The 19,776-nt window shown below is 64.1% G+C and carries 19 protein-coding genes; 10 read left to right on the forward strand and 9 right to left on the reverse strand.

The window, feature by feature from the left end; genetic code table 11:
- The first annotated feature begins 5 nt into the window (after nt 1-5).
- From sufC to C7411_RS05440, 9 genes are all read left to right on the forward strand, one after another.
- Nucleotides 6-818 carry a Fe-S cluster assembly ATPase SufC gene (gene sufC, locus C7411_RS05400; protein WP_110383756.1) on the forward strand — a complete coding sequence of 271 codons (813 nt, stop codon included), beginning with the start codon at nt 6-8 and terminating at the stop codon, nt 816-818.
- Nucleotides 815-2,140, forward strand: coding sequence for a Fe-S cluster assembly protein SufD (sufD, locus tag C7411_RS05405; RefSeq protein ID WP_110383755.1), 1,326 nt, complete (start codon nt 815-817; stop codon nt 2,138-2,140). The genes sufC and sufD overlap by 4 nt, the downstream gene beginning before the upstream one ends.
- Nucleotides 2,137-3,390, forward strand: a complete 1,254-nt coding sequence (locus tag C7411_RS05410; protein ID WP_110383754.1) for a cysteine desulfurase — start codon at nt 2,137-2,139, stop codon at nt 3,388-3,390. Before sufD ends, C7411_RS05410 begins: the two co-directional genes overlap by 4 nt.
- Nucleotides 3,387-3,839 carry a Fe-S cluster assembly sulfur transfer protein SufU gene (sufU, locus tag C7411_RS05415; protein WP_042267683.1) on the forward strand — a complete coding sequence of 151 codons (453 nt, stop codon included), beginning with the start codon at nt 3,387-3,389 and terminating at the stop codon, nt 3,837-3,839. Before C7411_RS05410 ends, sufU begins: the two co-directional genes overlap by 4 nt.
- 28 nt (nt 3,840-3,867) lie before the next feature.
- On the forward strand, nt 3,868-4,194 hold the full coding sequence (locus C7411_RS05420; protein WP_243413054.1) for an SUF system Fe-S cluster assembly protein: 327 nt from the start codon (nt 3,868-3,870) through the stop codon (nt 4,192-4,194).
- 1 nt (nt 4,195) lies between these two features.
- The gene (locus C7411_RS05425; RefSeq protein WP_110383752.1) at nt 4,196-4,528 is read left to right on the forward strand and encodes a non-heme iron oxygenase ferredoxin subunit; all 333 of its coding nucleotides are present in this window, start codon (nt 4,196-4,198) and stop codon (nt 4,526-4,528) included.
- A gap of 50 nt (nt 4,529-4,578) precedes the next feature.
- A complete protein-coding gene (locus C7411_RS05430; RefSeq protein WP_110383751.1) occupies nt 4,579-4,794 on the forward strand; it encodes a hypothetical protein in 216 nt (71 codons plus the stop codon).
- 70 nt (nt 4,795-4,864) lie between these two features.
- Nucleotides 4,865-5,611 (forward strand): SDR family NAD(P)-dependent oxidoreductase, encoded by a 747-nt coding sequence (locus C7411_RS05435; RefSeq protein ID WP_110383750.1) that lies wholly within the window; start codon nt 4,865-4,867, stop codon nt 5,609-5,611.
- Between the two features lie 330 nt (nt 5,612-5,941).
- The gene (locus tag C7411_RS05440; protein WP_110383749.1) at nt 5,942-7,612 is read left to right on the forward strand and encodes a phospholipase C; all 1,671 of its coding nucleotides are present in this window, start codon (nt 5,942-5,944) and stop codon (nt 7,610-7,612) included.
- 95 nt (nt 7,613-7,707) lie between these two features.
- Here C7411_RS05440 and C7411_RS05445 read toward each other — a convergent pair whose 3' ends face one another.
- From C7411_RS05445 to C7411_RS05460, 4 genes are all read right to left on the reverse strand, one after another.
- The gene (locus tag C7411_RS05445) at nt 7,708-9,078 is read right to left on the reverse strand and encodes an MFS transporter (protein ID WP_110383748.1); all 1,371 of its coding nucleotides are present in this window, start codon (nt 9,076-9,078) and stop codon (nt 7,708-7,710) included.
- A 188-nt stretch (nt 9,079-9,266) separates the two neighbouring features.
- On the reverse strand, nt 9,267-11,048 hold the full coding sequence (locus C7411_RS05450; RefSeq protein WP_110383747.1) for an ABC transporter transmembrane domain-containing protein: 1,782 nt from the start codon (nt 11,046-11,048) through the stop codon (nt 9,267-9,269).
- A 73-nt stretch (nt 11,049-11,121) separates the two neighbouring features.
- On the reverse strand, nt 11,122-11,424 hold the full coding sequence (locus C7411_RS05455) for a hypothetical protein (RefSeq protein ID WP_110383746.1): 303 nt from the start codon (nt 11,422-11,424) through the stop codon (nt 11,122-11,124).
- A 17-nt stretch (nt 11,425-11,441) separates the two neighbouring features.
- Nucleotides 11,442-12,011 carry an RNA polymerase sigma factor gene (locus tag C7411_RS05460; protein ID WP_110383745.1) on the reverse strand — a complete coding sequence of 190 codons (570 nt, stop codon included), beginning with the start codon at nt 12,009-12,011 and terminating at the stop codon, nt 11,442-11,444.
- A 176-nt stretch (nt 12,012-12,187) separates the two neighbouring features.
- Here C7411_RS05460 and C7411_RS05465 point away from each other — a divergent pair, with 176 nt between their 5' ends.
- Entirely contained in the window at nt 12,188-13,138 is a 951-nt protein-coding gene (locus C7411_RS05465) for a flagellar brake domain-containing protein (RefSeq protein ID WP_110383744.1), read from the forward strand.
- A gap of 32 nt (nt 13,139-13,170) precedes the next feature.
- Here C7411_RS05465 and C7411_RS38060 read toward each other — a convergent pair whose 3' ends face one another.
- The 5 genes from C7411_RS38060 to C7411_RS05490 all read right to left on the reverse strand — a co-directional run bounded on the left by C7411_RS38060 (nt 13,171) and on the right by C7411_RS05490 (nt 19,624).
- A complete protein-coding gene (locus C7411_RS38060; RefSeq protein WP_243413068.1) occupies nt 13,171-14,025 on the reverse strand; it encodes a phospholipase D-like domain-containing protein in 855 nt (284 codons plus the stop codon).
- Nucleotides 13,941-14,879 carry a hypothetical protein gene (locus C7411_RS05475; protein WP_243413055.1) on the reverse strand — a complete coding sequence of 313 codons (939 nt, stop codon included), beginning with the start codon at nt 14,877-14,879 and terminating at the stop codon, nt 13,941-13,943. The genes C7411_RS38060 and C7411_RS05475 overlap by 85 nt, the downstream gene beginning before the upstream one ends.
- Nucleotides 14,880-14,959: 80 nt before the next feature.
- Nucleotides 14,960-15,481, reverse strand: a complete 522-nt coding sequence (locus C7411_RS05480) for a (2Fe-2S)-binding protein (RefSeq protein ID WP_243413056.1) — start codon at nt 15,479-15,481, stop codon at nt 14,960-14,962.
- Nucleotides 15,478-18,207 carry a xanthine dehydrogenase family protein molybdopterin-binding subunit gene (locus C7411_RS05485; RefSeq protein WP_110383742.1) on the reverse strand — a complete coding sequence of 910 codons (2,730 nt, stop codon included), beginning with the start codon at nt 18,205-18,207 and terminating at the stop codon, nt 15,478-15,480. Before C7411_RS05485 ends, C7411_RS05480 begins: the two co-directional genes overlap by 4 nt.
- Nucleotides 18,208-18,244: 37 nt before the next feature.
- Complete coding sequence (locus tag C7411_RS05490) at nt 18,245-19,624, reverse strand: formylglycine-generating enzyme family protein (protein WP_110383741.1); 1,380 nt, start codon at nt 19,622-19,624, stop codon at nt 18,245-18,247.
- Nucleotides 19,625-19,776 lie beyond the last annotated feature (152 nt).

The raw sequence follows: 19,776 nt of genomic DNA on the forward strand, positions 1-19,776 counted from the left end.
GAAGGATGCTGGAAATCCGCAATCTGAGTGCCGAAGTGCAAAGCAAGCCGATTCTGCGCGGTGTGGATTTGCGCGTGAATGCGGGCGAGGTTCACGCGATCATGGGGCCGAACGGCTCCGGCAAAAGCACACTCGCCCATGTGCTGGCGGGGCGCGAGCAATACGTGGTCACGGGGGGCAGCGTGCAGTACGACGGCTGCGACCTGCTCGCGCTTGCGCCCGACGAGCGCGCGCGCCGCGGGCTCTTTCTCGCGTTTCAGTATCCGGTGGAAATACCGGGCGTGAGCAATATCTATCTGCTCAAGGCCGCGCTCAATGCGCAGCGCAAGCATCGGGGCGAGGCGGAACTCGATGCCATGGACTTTCTCGCACTGGTGAAGGAGAAAATGGCGGCCATGGAGATGAAGGAAGACCTGCTGTACCGGGGCGTGAACGAAGGGTTTTCGGGCGGCGAGAAAAAGCGCAACGAGGTGCTGCAAATGACGGTGCTGGAGCCGCGTCTCGCCATACTCGACGAGACCGACTCCGGGCTCGATATCGACGCGCTGCAACTGGTCGCCCGCGGCGTGAACCAGATGCGCAGCGCGAACCGGGCCATCGTGCTCGTCACGCATTACCAGCGCCTGCTCGACTACATCGTGCCGGACCAGGTACATGTGCTTTCGCAGGGGCGCATCGTGCGCTCGGGTTCGCGTGAGCTTGCGCTCGAACTGGAGCAGAAGGGTTATGGCTGGCTCGGCGTGCAGGATAGCGACGGACCGGCTGCGGGGCAGGGCGCCGGCACGCAACACACGACATCCGCCAGGGAGCAACGATGAGCGAATCAACGCGCGAGCATTACCGCGACGCCTTCCGCACGATGGCGGGGACGCTGGCGGGCGTCGAGCTGCCGTGGTTGCGCAAGGCGAGACGGCACGCGTTCGACCGATTCGAGACGCTGGGCTTTCCCGGCACGCAACTCGAAGCGTGGAAATACACCAACGTGATGCCGATTGCGAAGCCGCATTGGCATTTCATGCCCGCGGACGGAGAGCAAACCGGCTATGCCCGCCTGATCGACGACCTCGTACCCGCCGATGCCGGCGGGCGTATCGTGTTCGTCAACGGACGGCACGTGCCGAAGCTCTCGTCCTTACCGCCTTTGCCGGAAGGCGCGTTCGTCGGCACGCTCGCACAGGCAATGCGCAGGATTCCTGAGCGGGTCGAATCGATCATGGCGCGGCGCGCGCCCGAGGACGGTTTTGCGGCGCTCAACGGCGCATTTCGCAGCGACGGCTATGTGGTCGTACTGCCGCCGGGTTGCGCGCTGGACTGGCCGCTGAACGTGCTGTTCTTCAGCAGCGAGGCTGCGCTCGCCATGCATCCGTTCAACGCAGTGGTGGCGCAGCGGGGTGCGCGGTGCTCGATCGTCGAGCAGTTCGCGGGCATTGCCGACGAAGCCTATTTCGTCAACACCGCTACGGAAATCGTCGCGGACGAAGAGGCCGACGTTCAGCATTGCCGCATCCAGCAGGAGGCGCGCAGTGCGTTTCATATCGCGCACGTAGGCGTTTCGCAGCGGCGCGCAAGCCACTTCACTTCGCACTCGTTCGCGTTCGGCGGGGCATTGTCGCGCACGCAGATCGACACGCGCCTCGACGCGGAAGACGCGCAAGCCGACCTGAACGGCCTGTATTTCGTGAGCGCGCGGCAACACGTGGATCACCACACGCGTATCGATCATGAGATGCCGCGCGGCACGAGCCGGGAATACTATCGCGGCGTGCTCGACGGCGCTTCGCATGCCGTGTTCGATGGCCGCGTGATCGTGCACCAGGACGCGCAGCAGACGAACGCGCATCAAGGCAACGACAATCTGTTGCTCTCGCGCAACGCCGAGATCGACACGAAGCCGCAACTGGAAATTCACGCCGACGACGTGAAGTGCACGCACGGCGCGACCGTCGGCCAGCTCGACGAGAACCCGCTCTTTTATCTGCGCTCGCGCGGCATGGACGAGCGCATGGCGCGCGCGCTCCTCGTGTGGTCGTTCGCGCGCATGAGCGTGGATCGCGTGGAAAGCGCTGCGCTGCGCAGCCGCCTCACGCAACAATTGCTCGCGCGCCTGCCCGGTGGCGAATACCTGCGGGGACTATCATGAATCTACTCGAACCGGTGGGGATTCCCGACACTGAAGCGGTAATGCGCTGGCGCCGCGACTTTCCGATTCTGCGGCAAAGCGTGCACGGCAAGCCGCTCGTGTACCTCGACAACGCGGCGACCACGCAGAAGCCCGCGAGTGTGATCGCCGCCGAGCAGGCCTATTACGAGTCCGGCAATGCGAACGTGCATCGCGGCGTGCATCTGCTGTCGCAGCGCGCGACCGACGCTTACGAGGGCGCCCGCGCGCGCATTGCGCGCTTCGTTCACGCGGCGAACGAAAAGGAGATCGTGTACACGCGCGGCACCACGGAAGCGATCAACCTGGTGGCGCAAAGTTACGCCCGGCCCCGCCTTCAGCCCGACGACGAAGTGCTGATCACCGCGATGGAGCATCACTCGAATATCGTGCCGTGGCAACTCGTCTGCGCGCAGACGGGCGCGATACTGAAGGTGGCGCCGATCGACGACGACGGCACGCTCGACCTCGGCGCCTACGAGCGCCTGCTCGGCCCACGCACGCGCATCGCGGCGGTGGCGCATGCGTCGAACGCGCTTGGCACGGTCAATCCGCTTGCGCAAATGATCGAGCTTGCGCATGCTCGCGGCGTGCCGGTGCTGGTCGATGGCGCGCAGGCGATTGCGCATCTTCCCGTGGACGTGGCCGCGCTCGATTGCGACTTCTACGCGTTCTCGGGTCACAAGATCTACGGTCCCACCGGTATTGGCGCGCTGTACGCGAAGGCCGCGCTGCTCGACGCCATGCCGCCATGGCAGGGCGGCGGCGACATGATCCGCTCCGTGACGTTCGAGAAGACCGAGTACAACGTGATCCCGTGGCGGTTCGAAGCGGGCACGCCGAATATTGCCGGCGCGATCGGGCTCGGCGCCGCGCTGGACTACGTCAGCGCGATCGGCCTCGAAGTGGTGCAAAGGCACGAGGCCGACCTGCTTGCGTATGCCGACGCAGCATTGCGCGCGATGCCGAATGTGAGGATGATTGGAACTGCGAATGAAAAACTGGGAATCCTCTCGTTCGTCATGGATAACGCGCACGCCCACGACGTCGGCACGATACTGGACCAGTGCGGCGTGGCGGTGCGCACGGGCCATCACTGCGCGATGCCGGTGATGGAGCGCTATGGCGTGCCGGCCACGGTGCGCGCGTCGTTTGCGCTGTACAACACGCGTGCCGAAGTCGACGCGCTGCTGGACGGCCTCGCGCGCGTAGAGGAGGTGTTTGCGCCATGAGCGACTTGCGCGACCTGTACCAGGAAACGATCTTCGACCACTACCGGCGGCCGCGGAACTGTCACACCGTGCCCGGCGCGACGCATACCGCCGAAGGCTACAACCCGTTGTGCGGCGACCGCGTCACGTTGTATCTGCGTATCGAGGACGGCGTGGTCAAGGACGCCGGCTTCGAGGGTGCGGGGTGCGCAATCGCAACGGCTTCGGCATCGTTGATGACCGAAGCGCTCAAGGGCCGCACGCAAGCGGAAGTCGAGGCGCTGTTCGAGCGCTTTCACGCCATGGCAACGGCGCCCTCGGATCGCCCGGCCTCTGCCGAGGGGCTCGGCAAGCTCGCGGTGCTCGCCGGCGTGCGCGAATTTCCGGCGCGCATCAAATGCGCGACGCTGGCGTGGCACACGCTGCACGCCGCGTTGCGCGACGAACGCGGGACCGTTTCGACGGAATGATGCTGCGCGTGCCCGGAGGCAAATGACGATGAATACGCAAACGGCGAGCAACGACCTGCGCGAACGCGTGATCGACGCGCTGCGCTCGGTGTTCGATCCGGAGATACCGGTGAACATCTACGATTTGGGGCTCGTGTATCAACTGGACGTGGACGCCGAATCGGGGCGCGTGACGATCCGCATGACGCTGACCGCGCCGGGCTGTCCGGTCGCGCAAACTTTCCCTGGCACGGTCGAAGAATACGTGAACGACGTAGAAGGCGTGAGCGCGACGAACGTGGAGCTGGTCTGGGACCCGCCGTGGACGAAAGCGCGCATGTCCGAGGCGGCGCGGCTGCAACTGGGGATGCTCTGACATGGCCGATTGGGTCGACGTGGCGCCATACGCCGAATTTCAGCCGGGTTCCGTACGCAGCGTCGACGTGGACGGCACACCGGTCGCCGTGTTCAATCTGGACGGGACCTGCTATGCCATCGAAGACACCTGTCCGCATGACGGCGGCGTGCTCACGGGTGGCGACGTGGAGGGCGACGAGGTGATTTGCCCGCGCCATGGCGCCCGGTTTTGCATCAAGACGGGCAAGGTCCTCGCGCCGCCCGCGTATGAGGATGTCGCGGTGTTTGCTGTGCGCGTGGAAGCGGGCATGGTGCAGGTGCGCGACACGCGCTGGGACGAGGGCTTTTCCTGAGCGCGGCGCTCGCCGCGCTTTGCATGCGTTGCCATTATCGAGAGGGATCCATGAAGGCACTGTTCCATCTTGCGGCGGCTGCCGCGGCAGGCACGCTTGTCATGTTCTATCTGGACCCGGTTTCCGGCCCGCGTCGCCGCGCGCGGCTGCGCACTCCGCCGTTTTCGCGCCGTGGCAGCCGTGCGAACGCTCACGGCCACGCGGCCGAGCCCGGCGTAGACGGCGAACTGGCGGGCCCGGGCGGCGGCATTGGCACCGCGCCGTGAGCGCGTCGAGGCGAGTGTCTTGCGCAAGGGCGGTAGTGAACTGGAAACGAATCGCAGAAGGGAGTCCGCCATGGCCGCGCTTTTACCCGACCTGAATCATCGCGTTGCGCTCGTGACCGGCGGCTCGCGCGGAATCGGACGTGCCATTGCCGTGGCCCTCGCTTCGGCCGGCGCCGCAGTTGCCGTGAACTACCGGCAGCGCGCCGACGAAGCGGATCACGTCGTCGCGCAGATCGAGGGTGCCGGAGGCAGCGCGTTCGCCGTGCGCGCCGATGTGTCAGTGGCAGGCGAGGTCACGAGCATGATCGGCGAGATCGAGCGGCGCCTCGGCGCGGTCGATGTGCTCGTGAACAACGCCGGCACAGGCACGTTCAGCGACATCGAGTCGCTGACGGAGGCCGAATTCGACCGCACGCTCGCGGTCAATCTCAAGTCGGCGTTTCTGTGCACACAGGCGGTGTTGCCCGGCATGCGCGCGCGTCGCTGGGGGCGCATCGTCAATCTCTCGTCGGTCGCCGCGCGCGGCGCAGGCGCCGTCGGGGTTCATTACAACGCTTCGAAAGCGGGGCTCGAAGGCTTGACGCGAGGCTATGCCTCGCGTGTGGCACGAGAAGGCGTGACCGTCAACGCCGTGGCGCCAGGACCGATCGACACGGAAATGGCCGCGCCGCTGAAAGCCGCGAACGTCGCCGAACGGCTGCCGGTTGGCCGCCTCGGTGAAGCGGATGAAGTTGCGCAGGTCGTGTTGATGGTGGTCGGCAATGGCTTTGTCACGGGGCAAACCATTGCCGTCAATGGCGGCATCAGTTTCATCTAGGCCGCGTGTTCAATAATGGGCCGCCGCGTTGCGGCCCATTCCATTTAGTTCACCTTGTTTGCTAACCGGTGCGCGAGCGCCGCGCAATCTTCATACCTGAAATCAAGGCCGGCTTTAGGCTTTATCGTTTCAGCGTTTTCAGCGTCAAACTTTCCTGTCGAAAATGTTTCGTAAGGAGTCTGACGCCGAGCATTCATACCTCGATGCTCTAATCCTCATGCCGTGTAGCCTCCGCATTCAGCTGGCATGAGCGCCACGATGCGAGCTGCATATCGCCTTCATCCGGCTTCACGGTGACCCCGACAATACGAAACCAACCAGGAGCCGAAAATGCAATGGCGTCACGTCGCAGTTGGTTCGCTCACAGCCGCAGCATTCGCATCGACAGTTGCGTGGAGTGCTGGTGACGATCACGACAAGAATCATCCGGAACACAATCACACTGCCACCCCGATCAAGCACCTGGTCGTGATCTATGGTGAGAACGTTTCGTTCGACCATTACTTCGCGACCTACCCGCACGCGACCAACCCCTCCGGCGAGCCCGCATTCAGGGCCCAACCCGGAACGCCCGAAGTGAACGGTCTGACGGGCATGCTGCTCACGAAGAACCCGAACTTCACGAATCCGGCCAATGGCACAGGCGCGGCCAATCCGTTCCGTCTGGATCGCACGCAGGCGGCCACGGCCGACCAGAACCACGCTTATACGGCCGAGCAGCAGGCGTACGACGACGGCCGCGCCGACCTCTTCCCGTTGTACACGGGTAACGGCACGAGCGGCGGCGCCGGCGCGTTCGGCACGAAGGGCCAGGTGATGGGCTATTACGATGGCAACACCGTCACGGCGCTGTGGAACTACGCGCAGCACTTCGCGATGAGCGATAACGCCTATACGTCGACCTACGGTCCGTCGACGCCCGGCGCGCTCGAAGTGATCTCGGGTCAGACCAACGGCATGAAGGTTGTGCTCACAACGAAGAAGCCTTCGGCCGCCGGTTCGTACTATGTGAACGACGGGCAGAACGGCTTTACGATGATCAACGACGTCGATCCGGCCTACGATCTCTGTTCGAGCGCGACGGACACGGCGCAGATGACCGGCAAGAACATCGGCGACCTGCTGAACGCGCGTAATGTCTCGTGGGGCGGCTTCATGGGCGGCTTCAACCTCGCGACGACGAACAGCAACGGCACGACCGGCTGCAAGCGCAGCACGCTCTCGCCGGTGGTCGGCGCGGCGACGGCCGACTATATTCCGCACCACAACTGGTTCCAGTACTACGCTTCGACCTCGAACCCGCAGCATCTGCGTCCGGGCTCGCTCGCCGCGATCGGGCACACCGTGGGCAGGAACGGGAACCCCGACCCGGCGAATCACCAGTACGATACCGACGACTTCTTCAATGCCGTGAAGGCGGGCAATTTCCCGTCGGTGAGCTTCCTGAAGGCTCCGGCCTACCAGGATGGCCACGCGGGCTACTCGGATCCGCTTGACGAACAGGCGTTCGTCACGAAGGTCGTGAACTTCCTGCAGCAGCAGAACGACTGGGAAGATACGGCCGTGATCGTGACATGGGATGACTCGGACGGCTGGTACGACCATGCGTACGCGCAGCCCACCAGCGCTTCCTACGACAGCGTTGCCGACCAGTTGACCGCGGCCGGCATCTGCGGCACGGGTTCGGCGCCTGCCGGCTTGAACGGCAAGCCCGTGAACGGACGCTGCGGTCCGGGCACGCGCATTCCGTTCGTCGTGATCTCGCCGTGGGCGCGCGAGAACTACGTCGACCATACGCTGATCGACCAGTCTTCCGTGGTGCGCTTCATCGAAGACAACTGGCTTGACGGGCAGCGCATCGGCGGCGGTTCGTTCGACGCGACCGCGGGCAACCTGATGGGCATGTTCGACTTCGACCGCCGCGGCCGCGGCCACGAAGACCGCAAGCTGTACCTCGACCCGACGACGGGCGTGGTGCTCGACAAGGCACCGAAGGCTTGACCGATCAGGATCGCTGATCGTTGTCGATGGGCCAAAAGAAGCGCGCCCCTGCCAGATTCGTCAAGCGGGGGCGCGCAGTGTTTTTCAGCAGTCGGTCACGCGGGGCGGGAAGCGTGACCGTGATCGCCTGTTCCGCGCGCGTCGTCGTATTCGCGCGAAATATCCTTGTTCGTGTAATCGCCCATGCGCCAGGCGGCGAGCAGACTGATTACCGCGCACACCGCGATATAGATCGCAATGGCATAACCTGTGCGGTAGTACGCGAAGAGCGCCGTGGCGATCAACGGCGCCGGGCCGCCCGCAATCACCGAAGCCAGCTGATAACCGAGTGAGGCGCCGCTGTAACGCAGCCGCCCCGTGAACGACTCGGCGATGAACGCCGCCTGCGGACCATAGAGCATGGCGTGCGGCACGAGCGAAAGCACCACGGCCGCGAAAATCCACGCCGGGTTTCTCGTATCCACCATCCCGAAGTAGATAAAGCCGAAAACGCCCACGGCGACTGCGCCGATCATGTACATGCGCTTGCGCCCAATCAGGTCGGACACGTGCCCAAAGAACGGAATGGTCACGAACTGCAGCACGGCGGCTGCCAGAACTGCGGTGAGCATGAGGTCGCGCGATACATGCAGCGTCTTCACGCCATACGTGAAGACGAAGGCCGTGTAGATGTAGAACGGCGCCTGTTCAGCCATGCGCGCCAACGCCGAGAGGAGAATGTCCTTGGGCTGGCGGCGAATGACTTCGACCATCGGCATTTTCTCGATCCTGTTCTCGGCGAGGAGCTTCGCGAAGATCGGCGTTTCAAGAATGCTCAGCCGGATATAGAGGCCGATCGCGACGAGCACGATGCTGAGCAGGAACGGCACCCGCCATCCCCACGTCATGAAGCTGTCCCCGGAGAACTGGCTGACGGCGAGCACCACGAGATTGGCGATGAAGAGTCCCGCCGGCACGCCGAATTGCGGCCAGGAAGCGACGAAGCCGCGATGCGAGTTGGTGCGCGCCCACTCCATCGACATCAGGACGGAGCCGCCCCATTCTCCGCCCACGCCCACGCCCTGAATGAAGCGCAGCACCGTGAGCAGAACGGCGCCCCAGATGCCAATGGTTGCATAGGTAGGAACAAAGGCCACCGCAAAGGTGGCGACCCCCATGAGCAGCAGCGTGACGATCAGCGTGGCTTTGCGGCCGACACGGTCGCCGTAGTGGCCGAATATGGCTGCGCCCACTGGGCGGGCGACGAAGCCCACGGCATAGATCAGAAAGGCTTGCAGGGTGCCAACGAGCGGATCGGATTCAGGGAAATACAGTTTCGCGAAGATAAGCCCGGTGACAATACTGTAGAGGAAAAAGTCGTACCATTCGATCGTCGTGCCGATGGTGCTGGCAATCACCGCGCGGCGCAACTGGCGATGGGCGTCTTCTTCCGAAAGGAGCGTGGCTCCCGGTTGATCGGCATTCATTTCGCACCCCCAAGGCAAGGGCGATATGGCCAATGCAGAACGCATGGCCAGGGCTCCCGGTGGTGCGCAAAAAACGTGCCCCCATCTGCCGGAATGCTGGCTTCGCCGCGATTTGCGCACGTTCGAAACGCAAGCATGCAATCGGCCGAAGCGGCGCGGCTGAACCGCGGTTGAACCGCGGTTGAACGTTACGCGGCAGTATTCGCGTGCTGCGCGCCGAACTGCAGCGCCGCGAGCTGCGCATAAAGCGGTGAACTCTGCAACAGGTCCGCATGCCGGCCTTGCGCCACGATGCGGCCTTGCTCCATGACGATGATGCGGTCGGCTTGCTGCACGGTGGCGAGACGATGCGCGATGACGAGCGTCGTGCGGTTTTGCGCAGCGTTGTCGAGCGCCGTTTGCACGAGGCGTTCGCTCGCGGCGTCGAGCGCGCTGGTGGCTTCGTCGAGCAGCAGAATGGGCGGGTTCTTGAGAATTGCGCGCGCGATGGCAATGCGCTGCCGCTGCCCGCCTGAAAGGCGCACGCCGCGCTCGCCGAGAAACGTGTCGTAGCCTTGCGGCAGCTCCTCGATAAAGCCGGCCGCCGCCGCCATGGCGGCGGCGCGCCGGACGGCTTCGAGCGTGGCGTCGGGCGAGCCGTAGCGGATGTTGTCGAGCACGCTGCCCGAAAAGATCACGGACTCCTGCAGCACGACGCCGATCGCCTGGCGCAACGCGGCGAGCGACACCTGTCGCGTCGGGACGCCGTTGATGCTGAGGCCGCCCGATTGCGGATCGTAAAAGCGCAGCAGCAATTGAAAGAGCGTGGTCTTGCCCGCGCCCGACGGACCGACCAGCGCGACATGCTCGCCCGGGCGCACGTCGAGCGAGAACGCGTCGAGCGCGGCAATGCCGGGGCGCGAAGGGTAGGAGAAGCCGACGTTGTCGAAGCGGATGCCCGCGCCATGCGCGGGCAGCGGCACGGTGGCGGCCGCCTGCGCCACGGGCGAGCGCGCGGCGAGCAGTTGCAGCAGCCGTTCAGTGGCGCCCGCGGCCCGTTGCAGATCGCCCCATACTTCGGCAACGGCGCCCACGGCGCCGGCCGTGAACACCGCGTAGAGAATGAACTGGGAGAGCTGGCCGGCGCTCATCTGGCCGGCCAGGACCGCCTGTGCGCCGAGCCAGAGCACGAACACGATGGCGGCGAACACGAACACGATCACCACGGCCGTCAACCCGGCGCGCGCCCGAATGCGCTTGAGCGCCGTTTCAAAGGCCATCTCCACGGCGCCGCCAAAGCGCTTTGCCTCGAACGATTCCTGGGCGTACGACTGCACGGTGGGCATGGCGTTGAGCACTTCGCCCGCCAGGGCGCTTGCACTCGCCACCTTGTCCTGGCTCGCGCGCGAAAGCCGCCGCACGCGCCGCCCGAAGATGACGATAGGTGCGACCACAACGACCAGTGTCGCGATGATGTAGCCGGACAGCACGGGACTCGTCGCGACGAGCATCGCCACGCCGCCGACCGTGAGGAGCAGGTTGCGCAGGCCCAGCGAGAGGCTGGTGCCCACCACGGTCTGGATCAGGGTCGTGTCGGTGGTGAGACGCGAGAGCACTTCGCCCGTTTGTGTGGTCTCGAAGAACTGCGGGCTCATGCGTATCACGTGGTCGTACACGGCGCGCCGCAAGTCGGCCGTCACCCGCTCGCCCAGCCACGAGACCCAGTAGAAGCGCAGCGCCGTTGCCGCGGCGAGGATCAGCGAAACCACGAAGAGCGCGACGAAATAGCGGTCGATATGGGTGCGATCCCCGCTGGCGAAGCCACGGTCGATCAGGTATTTGAACGCCACCGGGAGCGCTAGCGTCGCACCCGCCGAGGTCAGGAGCGCGAGGAAGGCGAGCGCCCAGCGCCCCGCATAGGGGCGCAGGAAGGGCAAAAGCGCGAAGAGGGGCGCGACGCGCGAAGGGCGGCGGGCGGCGGCATCTGGCATGGAGCTTCCTGGCGGATCGACAATGAAGGGATTGTGCCAGCGCGTGGCAGGGCCAGGCTGGCCGTGGGCTGGCTTACTGCGCGCCCGGCGTGGCGCCATTGCGCAGGTGCTCGCGCTCTTGCGGCGTCATGTGCTGCCACTGTTGCCACTGGTGCCAGTGCATGCGTCGGCGGCAGCCGCCATGCCCGCGGAATCCGCCGAACAGGATCCGGCAGAGCACCAGCAGGCCGATCGCGCGCGGATAGTCGATGGCATGCGCGTTGGCCACGATCGCCGGCGCGATCCAGTTCCACAGGCCCATGACGATCCCGCCCAGTACAGCGATGACCGCAACCATCAACAGCGCCTTGGCGAATATTTTGCGGCGAAGCTTCATTCCATTTCTCCTTCGGTTCAAATTTCGAGGTCGTCCCATGACGCGCGCAAACGTTCGCGCAGATGCAGCACCGCATAACGTTTGCGCGCCAGCAGCGTGTTCACGCCAACCCCGTTCGCGGCTGCCAGTTCCTTGAAACTGCGCCCGTCCAGTTCGTGTGCGATGAACACCTCGCGCTGGCTGGCGGGCAATTCGTCGAGCGCGGCGCGCAGTGCGTCGAGCATCGCTGCGCGCTCGTAAGCGGCCTCGGGGCCGGCGTCGGGCGAGGGCAGCGCGAGGTCGAGGCGGTACTCGCTTTCGTCGTCTTGCGGTTCCACGAGCGGCACTTCCCTGCGCTTGCGAAACCGGTCGACGATGCGGTTTCGCGCCACGCGAAAGAGCCACGCGCCAACCTGCTCGATGGGCTCCGGCAGCCGCCACGCTTGAACCAGTTCCTCGAATACGTCCTGAAGAATGTCCTCGGCCTCGTCGTGGTCGATCACGCGGCGGCGGATGAAGTTGCGCAGCCGCGGGCGCTCGCGCGCGACCGTGTCGGCGATTTCGCGCTCCTGCGTACTCAGCGGGCTGGGGGTGGGCGGCGGTTCCATACCCGTGTAGACGATCCGGAAAGAGAAATATTGTGACGCGTAGTCGCCGGTTTTATGTGGCATGAATATTTCGTCGAACAAGGACCGAGACAACCGCATATTTATTGACATCGGTCACTATATTTCGGTCACAATGCAGCATCGAACAAGACCAACACATTCACACGCTATCGGTCATGCACCTTCACGAGCCTGGCAGCGGTAACGCGTCGAAAACTCTGGAACGCCTCGCCGACCCTGGGCAGTTGCCCCTCGAAACGCCGCTGCCATTGGCGGTGTTTCACCACGACGGAACGATGCTGCTGCCGCAAGGCGGGGTGCTGAACAGCGAGCAGCGCGAGTTCCTCTTCGCGCACTTCCAGCCTTATCGCAACACGGCAGAGGAGGCGAGTCTGGCGGGCACGCAGGACGGCCTCGCCGATCGTGGCGATCGGAGCGATCGGGGCAAAGCGCTGTTGAAGCTGGACGACATGAATCTCGCCATTGGCGCGCTGCTGGGCATACGCAGCCAGGCGGGCACGGGGCGCGAAATGCTGCCGTGCCGGCTGATCGGCTTCCGGCCGGGCGGCGCGATGTTCGTCACACCGCCCGCTGCGAGCAAGCCCGCGTGGGAGCCGTTCCAGGGCGAACAGGTCGAGATCGTTGCGATCGCAACACAAGCCGTGTTCTGGCTCGTCTGCACCGTCGAGGCGGTCTGCACGCATCCGTTCCGCTATCTCGTGCTCTCCGAACCCGGCACGATTCGCCGGCTGCGCGAACGCCGGGCCGTGCGCGTGCGCACGCAACTCGCGGTGCGCTATGGCGTGGACTTGACGGGATCGCAACTGGACCGGCTCGGTATTGGCTGCGATATCAGCGTGCTGGGGATGTCGCTCGCCGCCGGTCGCAAGATCGGCGAGGTCGGCGAGCGCATTTGCGTGGTGTTTCCCATCGAAGCGGGCAACGTGGGGGCGACGTTCCAGGCCGTCGCCGTGATTCGCAATCTGCGCGCCGATACTCCACAGGCAGGACTCACCTTGCACGGACTGGAATTCGACCCGCTTTCTCCCGAGAGCCAGGTCGCCCTCAAGACGTTCGTGTTCGATCGGCAGGACGCCGTGTCTTACTGGGCTGGCATGCCGACCTGAACACGTACTACGCGTGTGATGCCTGATTGCGGTTAATTCCGCCGACTGCGCTTTGCCGCCACTGGGCTTTTCCTTGCGGCCGCCGCCGCGGCCGTGGTTTTCGCGGCGGCTTTGCTGGTCGATGCAGCGGGCGCAGCGGCGAGTGTGTAACCCTGTGCTTTCACTGTCATGTGTTCGGCGATCAATTCGGTCTGAAACCGGTTGACCGTATCGGGGTCCGTAAAGATCGTCTGCGTGTTGTTTTGCGCCAGGTAGCCCGGGCCTCCCGGCGTGCCCTTGATGACGAACGTGCCCTCGCCGGCTGCGGACCAGTTCACCGATCCCTCGCCGCCCACCTTTCCGTCGGCCACGAATCCCTTCGTATGACTGATTTGATGGGTCGCCGATTCGCCGATCGCAAAGAACGTGTTGAATCTGGCCGGGTTCTGCGCGATATCGGACTCGAGCAGTTTCTTTTCATGCACGCCGCCTGCCTGGCTTTTGTCGAGCGTGATCATCATGGTGATGGACGGGTCGAGTGCCTGCTGCATGAGGATTTCGTTGAGCTCTTCGTCGTCGAATCCGAACATGTTCATGTAAAGCGAAACGCTGGCACGGGAAAGGACGTACTTCAGGATGTCGTGAACGTCGTCGCGCCCCACGTAGAAGAGATGGAAGTCCTTGCTCGCCGTGCTCGAGTAGCTTTTCTCGCGGGTATACTGCTGCAGTTCGAGCAGATCGAAGGTCTGCAGGGTTTGCGTGACATCGGATATGACGTTGCTCGCACTCACGTTCTCTGCCATTTCAGGTTTCCTCGTTTGGGTCAGTGCAATGGCCGGGTATTCGAACCCGAAGGCATGGGCGTGAACGTGCAATTCGGATCCTTGTGAGCCGGATCTTTGCAGCATGCCAGCAAGGCAGCGACCGACGCGACGTTTGCCTTGTCCCATTGCTCGTTGCTCATCGCGTTGTCGGTCGGCATCCAGTGGTTCAGTGGATAACTGTTGGCAAGCGGGTCGTTTCCCGGCGCTTTCAGCTTGCCTACCGAAAGCCCGAGATAAACCGTACAGCTCTGCTCGCTGCCAATGCGGTGGCAGCCGATGCAGGTATTGCCCGGTGTGCTCATCGTCATGAGGTGATACGACAGGAAAGCCTGCCCGATGCTCGAATACTTCCCCCATGGGTCCGTGGGCACCTTGTCCCACACTTGCCCGATATACGGGCTGAAGATGAAGGGTCCCGCGTCGTGGCATTGGAGGCATGTGGGCTTTTCGGAGGCGACCGCTGCGGGTGTTTCCCAGAATTCGACTGCGGAGGGTTGTCCGGAAGGCGGCTTTCTCTCGTTCGGCGGCGGCACACGTGTCGCGACGAATCCACTGCTCGTCGGCACGTCAGCCAGCGATTTCGGTAATGGCGGCGGCTTCGACGCGAACCAGCAGGTTTTGCCGTTACCCGAGTGATGCATGACGACAACTACGCCGTCGTAGCGCGGGTCTTTATCGGGGCGCAGCACTTCGCGACGGCAGTACGCGGAGATTTGCGTGTTGCCGCGCGATAGATTCAGAATTTTCGAAAACGGTATGCATTGGCCTTTTGCTTCTGAAGCGGGGCTCAGCAATGAGGGTTTGTCGCATCGCGTAGGGGACGCATTCGGCCCGGGCGGTCTCCCATCGATCGTAATGGGAATATCGGTTCCGTCATTGCAGTTGAATGGCGGGATTGCGCCTATTTCTCTCACGCATTGATCGGCGTATTCGAGCAAGGTCTGCTCGTGTGTAAAGGCAACAAGCGGCACGGCGAAGAGGAAGCACAGAGCGAACAGGCGGGCGCGGACAAACATGGTCATCCTCCGCTTTTCATCTGCACTAGCGCGACTTTGCGAATCGCTTCGCGATACTTCACATAGCCGGTGCACCGGCACAGGTTTCCTCCCACCCAGGTGTCGATTTCCGCTTCGAGCTGGTCCGCGCTGATACGGTACGCCTTCACATGTTCGAGCATGGCGCTCGCGGCCATCAGAAAGCCGGGCGTGCAGTAGCCGCACTGAAACGCGAAAGACTCGAGGAACGTCTGCTGCAGCGGAGAAAGCCTGTTGCCGTCCGCGAGGCTCTCCACGGTATAGATATGTTGATTCGCGACCGCGCTCACGGGCGTGACGCACGCCAGGGTTTTTTCCATCAGCGCGTCGCGGCTGCTGCGCAGGCCCACGGTGCACGCGCGGCACGCGCCAATGCCGCAGCACACCTTGGTCCCCGTCAGGTCCATCCGCTCGTGAAGATATTCGGCGAGGCTCATGTCGGCATCGGCTGCCGGTACTGTGACGGCGCGCCCGTTCACGTGAATCTTGACGTTGGCTTCGCTCACTTCAGGGCCTCGCGTATCTTGTCGGGCGTGATGGGGGTTTCCCTGAAGCGATGCCCGGTTGCCATGGCCAGCGCGTTCACCAGCGCCGGCGCGATGGGGCACATCACGGCCTCGCCGATGCCGCGCGCGCTGCGATGGTCTCCATCCGGCGGCGGCAGCGCGATCAACTCCTGCTGCGGGACGTCGGTCATGCGCGTGATGAGGTAGCGGTCGAGATTCCACGTGCCGTTGCCGGGACCGTGATTGCCGAGCGGACACGCTTCGCTCAGCACATTGCTCATCGCCATGGCCACCGCACCTTGCGACTGGCCTTGCACGATCTCAGGACAGATCAGGCGGCCGGCGCTCAGCGTCGTGACGACATGTTCGACCTTCACGTGCCCGGTTTGGGGGTTCACGGACACCGCGACAAGCGCTGCCGAAGGCGCATAGTTCGTGCGCCCGTAATTGAACGTATCGTGTGGCGGAAGCAACTTGCCTTGAGGCAAGCCCTTGAGATTGCGCGTATCGGGGCCGACGGCTATGAAGTCGCAGTCCATCTCGAAGACGCCCGACGCGAACGTGTACTGGCTTCTCCAGAATCCGCCGGCATAGGTGACATGGGCGGCGGCCACGGTAGGCAACTGCTGGCGGTTGATCTCGTCGAGCAACGCGGGCCAACTGATTGCCGGGTGACCGGCGGCGGTCAGCTTGCCGCTCGTCCACTTGAGGTCTTGCCGGTCGACGTGCGGGTTGCGCCAGATTGCGCGCGCAGCAGGCAGCACGCTTTGCAGCATCAACGCCATCGCGGCGCGGTCTACGGCCTGAAAGTGATGGAACGCACCGAGGCAGGCGCTCGAAGAATTAAAGGGGCCCGAGATCGGCTTGCTTCGGCGATCGCCGAGGATGCCCAGCTTTGAGTAATCGAAACCCGGTATCTGAAACGCGTCGACTTCGTTCATGGTGATCTTTTGCGCGTTCTGCCCAAGGCAAGCGGCAGGCGCGAGGGCTAAAGTGGTCGCCGCGCCATTGCCCATGTCCGTGTAATGCGTGAGCACATGCAGACCCGCGTTCGGCTGAATCTGCACCATGGCGAATACGGCGTCCTTGCCGGTACCGTATGCCTGATTCGACATGGCGAGCCCCACGCCATATCGCAACCCGAGCGTGCTTCGTTGCGCGCGCACGCTTGCCCTGTTGCGCCATAACTCGTGCGCCTCGAGCCGGTTCAGCAGGTCGGCGAGTTGCAGATCGAACAGAATGGGTGCGCCAGTGAGCGTTTTGCCCTGCTTCTTGCGCAGCAGGTTATTGCGCCGGATGTCGAATGGACTTTTGCGCAGCGCCTGGGCAGCCTCGTCCATGAGCGTTTCGATAGCGAGGTAAGCCTGGGGACCGCCGAAGCCGCGCTGCGAGCCGCCGAATAAAGCGGGCGTATAACTCACGGCGCTTTGGGCAATGGCGCGCGGAATGTCGTAGCAACTCATGGCGCTCATGGCGGCAAGGTCGCCAACTGCGCCCGTGAGATTTTGCTTGCCGCCGCCATTGAAGCCGAAGGAACAGACGAGCGCCTGGAGCTTGCCGCTATCGTCGAGCCAGATGGACTCCGTGAAGTCCGTTTCCGCGCGCTTCAACCCGACCTGAAACTGTTCATGGCGCGACTGCTGCCAGCGCAACGCCCCCTTCGCGAAAGGCGCAGCGAGGGCGAGATAAACGGGAAAATTCGATTCGTCGCGGCCGCCGAACCCGCCGCCTGGGTAGCAGCTGATCACGTGAACGTGCTTGACGCTGATATTGCTGTCCTTGAACACCTTGCCTGCGGATGTGCAGTCGGCGCGCGGCGACTGTGTGCCGAGCACCAGATTCAGACAACCGGAATCCGCCTGAAACCACGCCAGTCCCGACTCCGGTTCCATGAAAACGGGATCGATTGCGGGCGTTTTGAAGGCGCCGTCGAACTGTTGCCAGGCTCCGCTGCCGACCCTGGCGCTGGCCAGATTGAGAATGTCTTTACCTATGTCGTTGCATTGAGCGGTGAATGTCTTGTCGGCGTGGCCGACGCTCTGGAGGTTCGAAAACGACCTGGCGTCGTCGCGCACATAAAGCTTGGATGCGGACGCATACAAGGTGGTCGTGGCGCTTTCCGGCACCGTTGTTCCGTAACGGATCACCGACTCGTTGAAATCGAGCCGTTTCTTTGCGCGGCGATACGTATCGAAGTCTTCGAAGATCAATAAGGCGACGGGCTGACCGTAGCAATTGGCGGGTTTGCCCTTCTGCGCGAAAAGATAGATATCTTCGTTGGCTAGCGGATCCTTCTCGGCAGCTAGAGAGATGCGATTGTCGTTCAACGTCTGGTTCGATACCACGGCGATCGGCCGAAGATCATGCGGCAGTACGCTCAGGTCGAAGTCTTCGAAATTCTTGTCGACGCAATTGCATCTCAGGGCGTAAAGCCAGTTTTCCTCTTTCGGCCAGCCGTCGAAGTCGCGCGCTTTGTAATCGCGCGCGTAGAGCTTCGCGCCGGTGACCTTGCTCACACCCTCGATGCGCCAGCGCGCCTTGCCAGGCTCCGGCGCCCAGTCGGGTGCGCCAGTCGGTGCCGGTGGCGCGGAGTGGGCGTCCGTCGCTGCACCCGCGGCTGGGCTGGCGGCCGAAAATGCGGTAATGGAGCTGACCGACATCGTGAACGCGCCGCTCCCCATGGCCTTGAGGAATGTCCGGCGAGTGATCGGAACATCGCAAGCCATGTTGCCTCTCCAGGCGAGACCCGCAGCGTAATCTGCGTTATTTCATGTCGCGCGCGACGCGAAATCCATTGGCTTCGTAGCGTACGCTGCTGTCGTATTTGAAGCGCGTGGCGGCGAGCATATAGCCCGCGCCGTCGCGCCACGATCCGCCGCGGATCACGCGCGTCTGGCAGTTGGGCTCGTCCCACGAATGGCCATCGGTCGGCGCGTTCTTGTACGAGTTGTGCCAGCAGTCGCTCACCCATTCCCAAACGCCGCCGGCCATGTCGTAGAAGCCGAACGCATTGGCCGGAAAGGAGCCGACGTCGTCGGGCGCCTCGACGTGCCACGGCGGGCCGCAGTCCTTGCAGTTCGCCGTGCCCTTGCGCATGTCGTTGCCCCACCAGTAGCGCGTTTCGGTGCCGGCGCGCGCGGCATATTCCCATTCCGCCTCGGTCGGCAGGCGGTAGGGCTTGCCGCTGACTTTCGAAAGCCATTTCACGTATTGCTGCGCGTCGTCCCAGCTCACGTCGCGCACGGGGGCGTTCGGCGAGGCGTTGTTCTCGTTCGACAGGCGCGGGCAGGCGCCGGCGGCCACGCACGCGTTCCACTGCGCCACCGTCACCGCATATTTCGCGAGCGCATAGCTATGGCTGATCGTCACGCGGTGCGCGGGCCGCTCCGAGGCGTCGTCGGTGTCGATGCCCATGGTGAAGTTGCCGGGCGTCACCGCGACCAGCACGGGACAAGATGGGCAGTCCTGAATGTCGTGCGGACCCGGCTTCGCAATGGCAGGGTTGCCTTTCGCGGCAACAGCCGCAGCTGCTGCTGCGGCCGCCGTTGCGGCGGCCGGCGGTGCGGAGGCGGGCGCTGCCTTGGTCTGCGCGGCTGGCGGCGTGGATGGCGGGGCCTCGGGGGCGGGCGGAGTCTTCGCCTGAGGCGCCGGCGCGGGAGCCGGTGCAGGTGCGGCGGCAGCGGGACTGCTAGCCGGGTGCAGGGCGGGCGTAGCGGGCGCGGCGGACGCGGCGGACGCCGCAGCGGGTTTCGATGCCTCCGCACGCAAACGCGTCAGGCGGGCCTGCGCGAGCGGCGCGAAGCGCCCATTCGGATAGGCCTTGAGATACGCCTCGTAGTCGCTCGCGTATTGACTGTCCTTGATCGAATTCCAGAACGTGATTTCGTATTCCTGGGAAGTGTCTTTCGGCATCAGGCCGACTCGCACGATCGCCACGCCATAGCGTTGCCGCGCTGCGCTGGCCGCGGCGAGGCGCTCATGTGCGGCGTGGGCGGTTGCGTCCCGGCCACGGTCTTGCTGCCCGACACGCGGCTGTTCGCGTGCCGAAGCCGGACGGTCATGCGCTGCCGGCGCGGCCGGGCGTAGCGTCGAGGTCAGGCCTGGCGAGATCAAGAGGCACACAGGCAACACTAGTCGCCACATGTTCGTTCTCCCTATCAGGTGCCACCCAAGGTGCCGGCCCAAGGCGCCAACCCGGGTGTCATGCCTTTCAATGCCGACGGTGCGCTACCCCTCAGCAGTCGCCAGCCGCGCTCGCGTGAAACGCGGGCGCACCGCCGACACAGGCATTGCTT

It is taken from the genome of Paraburkholderia silvatlantica, from assembly GCF_003096715.1.
In the GTDB taxonomy this organism is placed as follows: domain Bacteria; phylum Pseudomonadota; class Gammaproteobacteria; order Burkholderiales; family Burkholderiaceae; genus Paraburkholderia; species Paraburkholderia silvatlantica.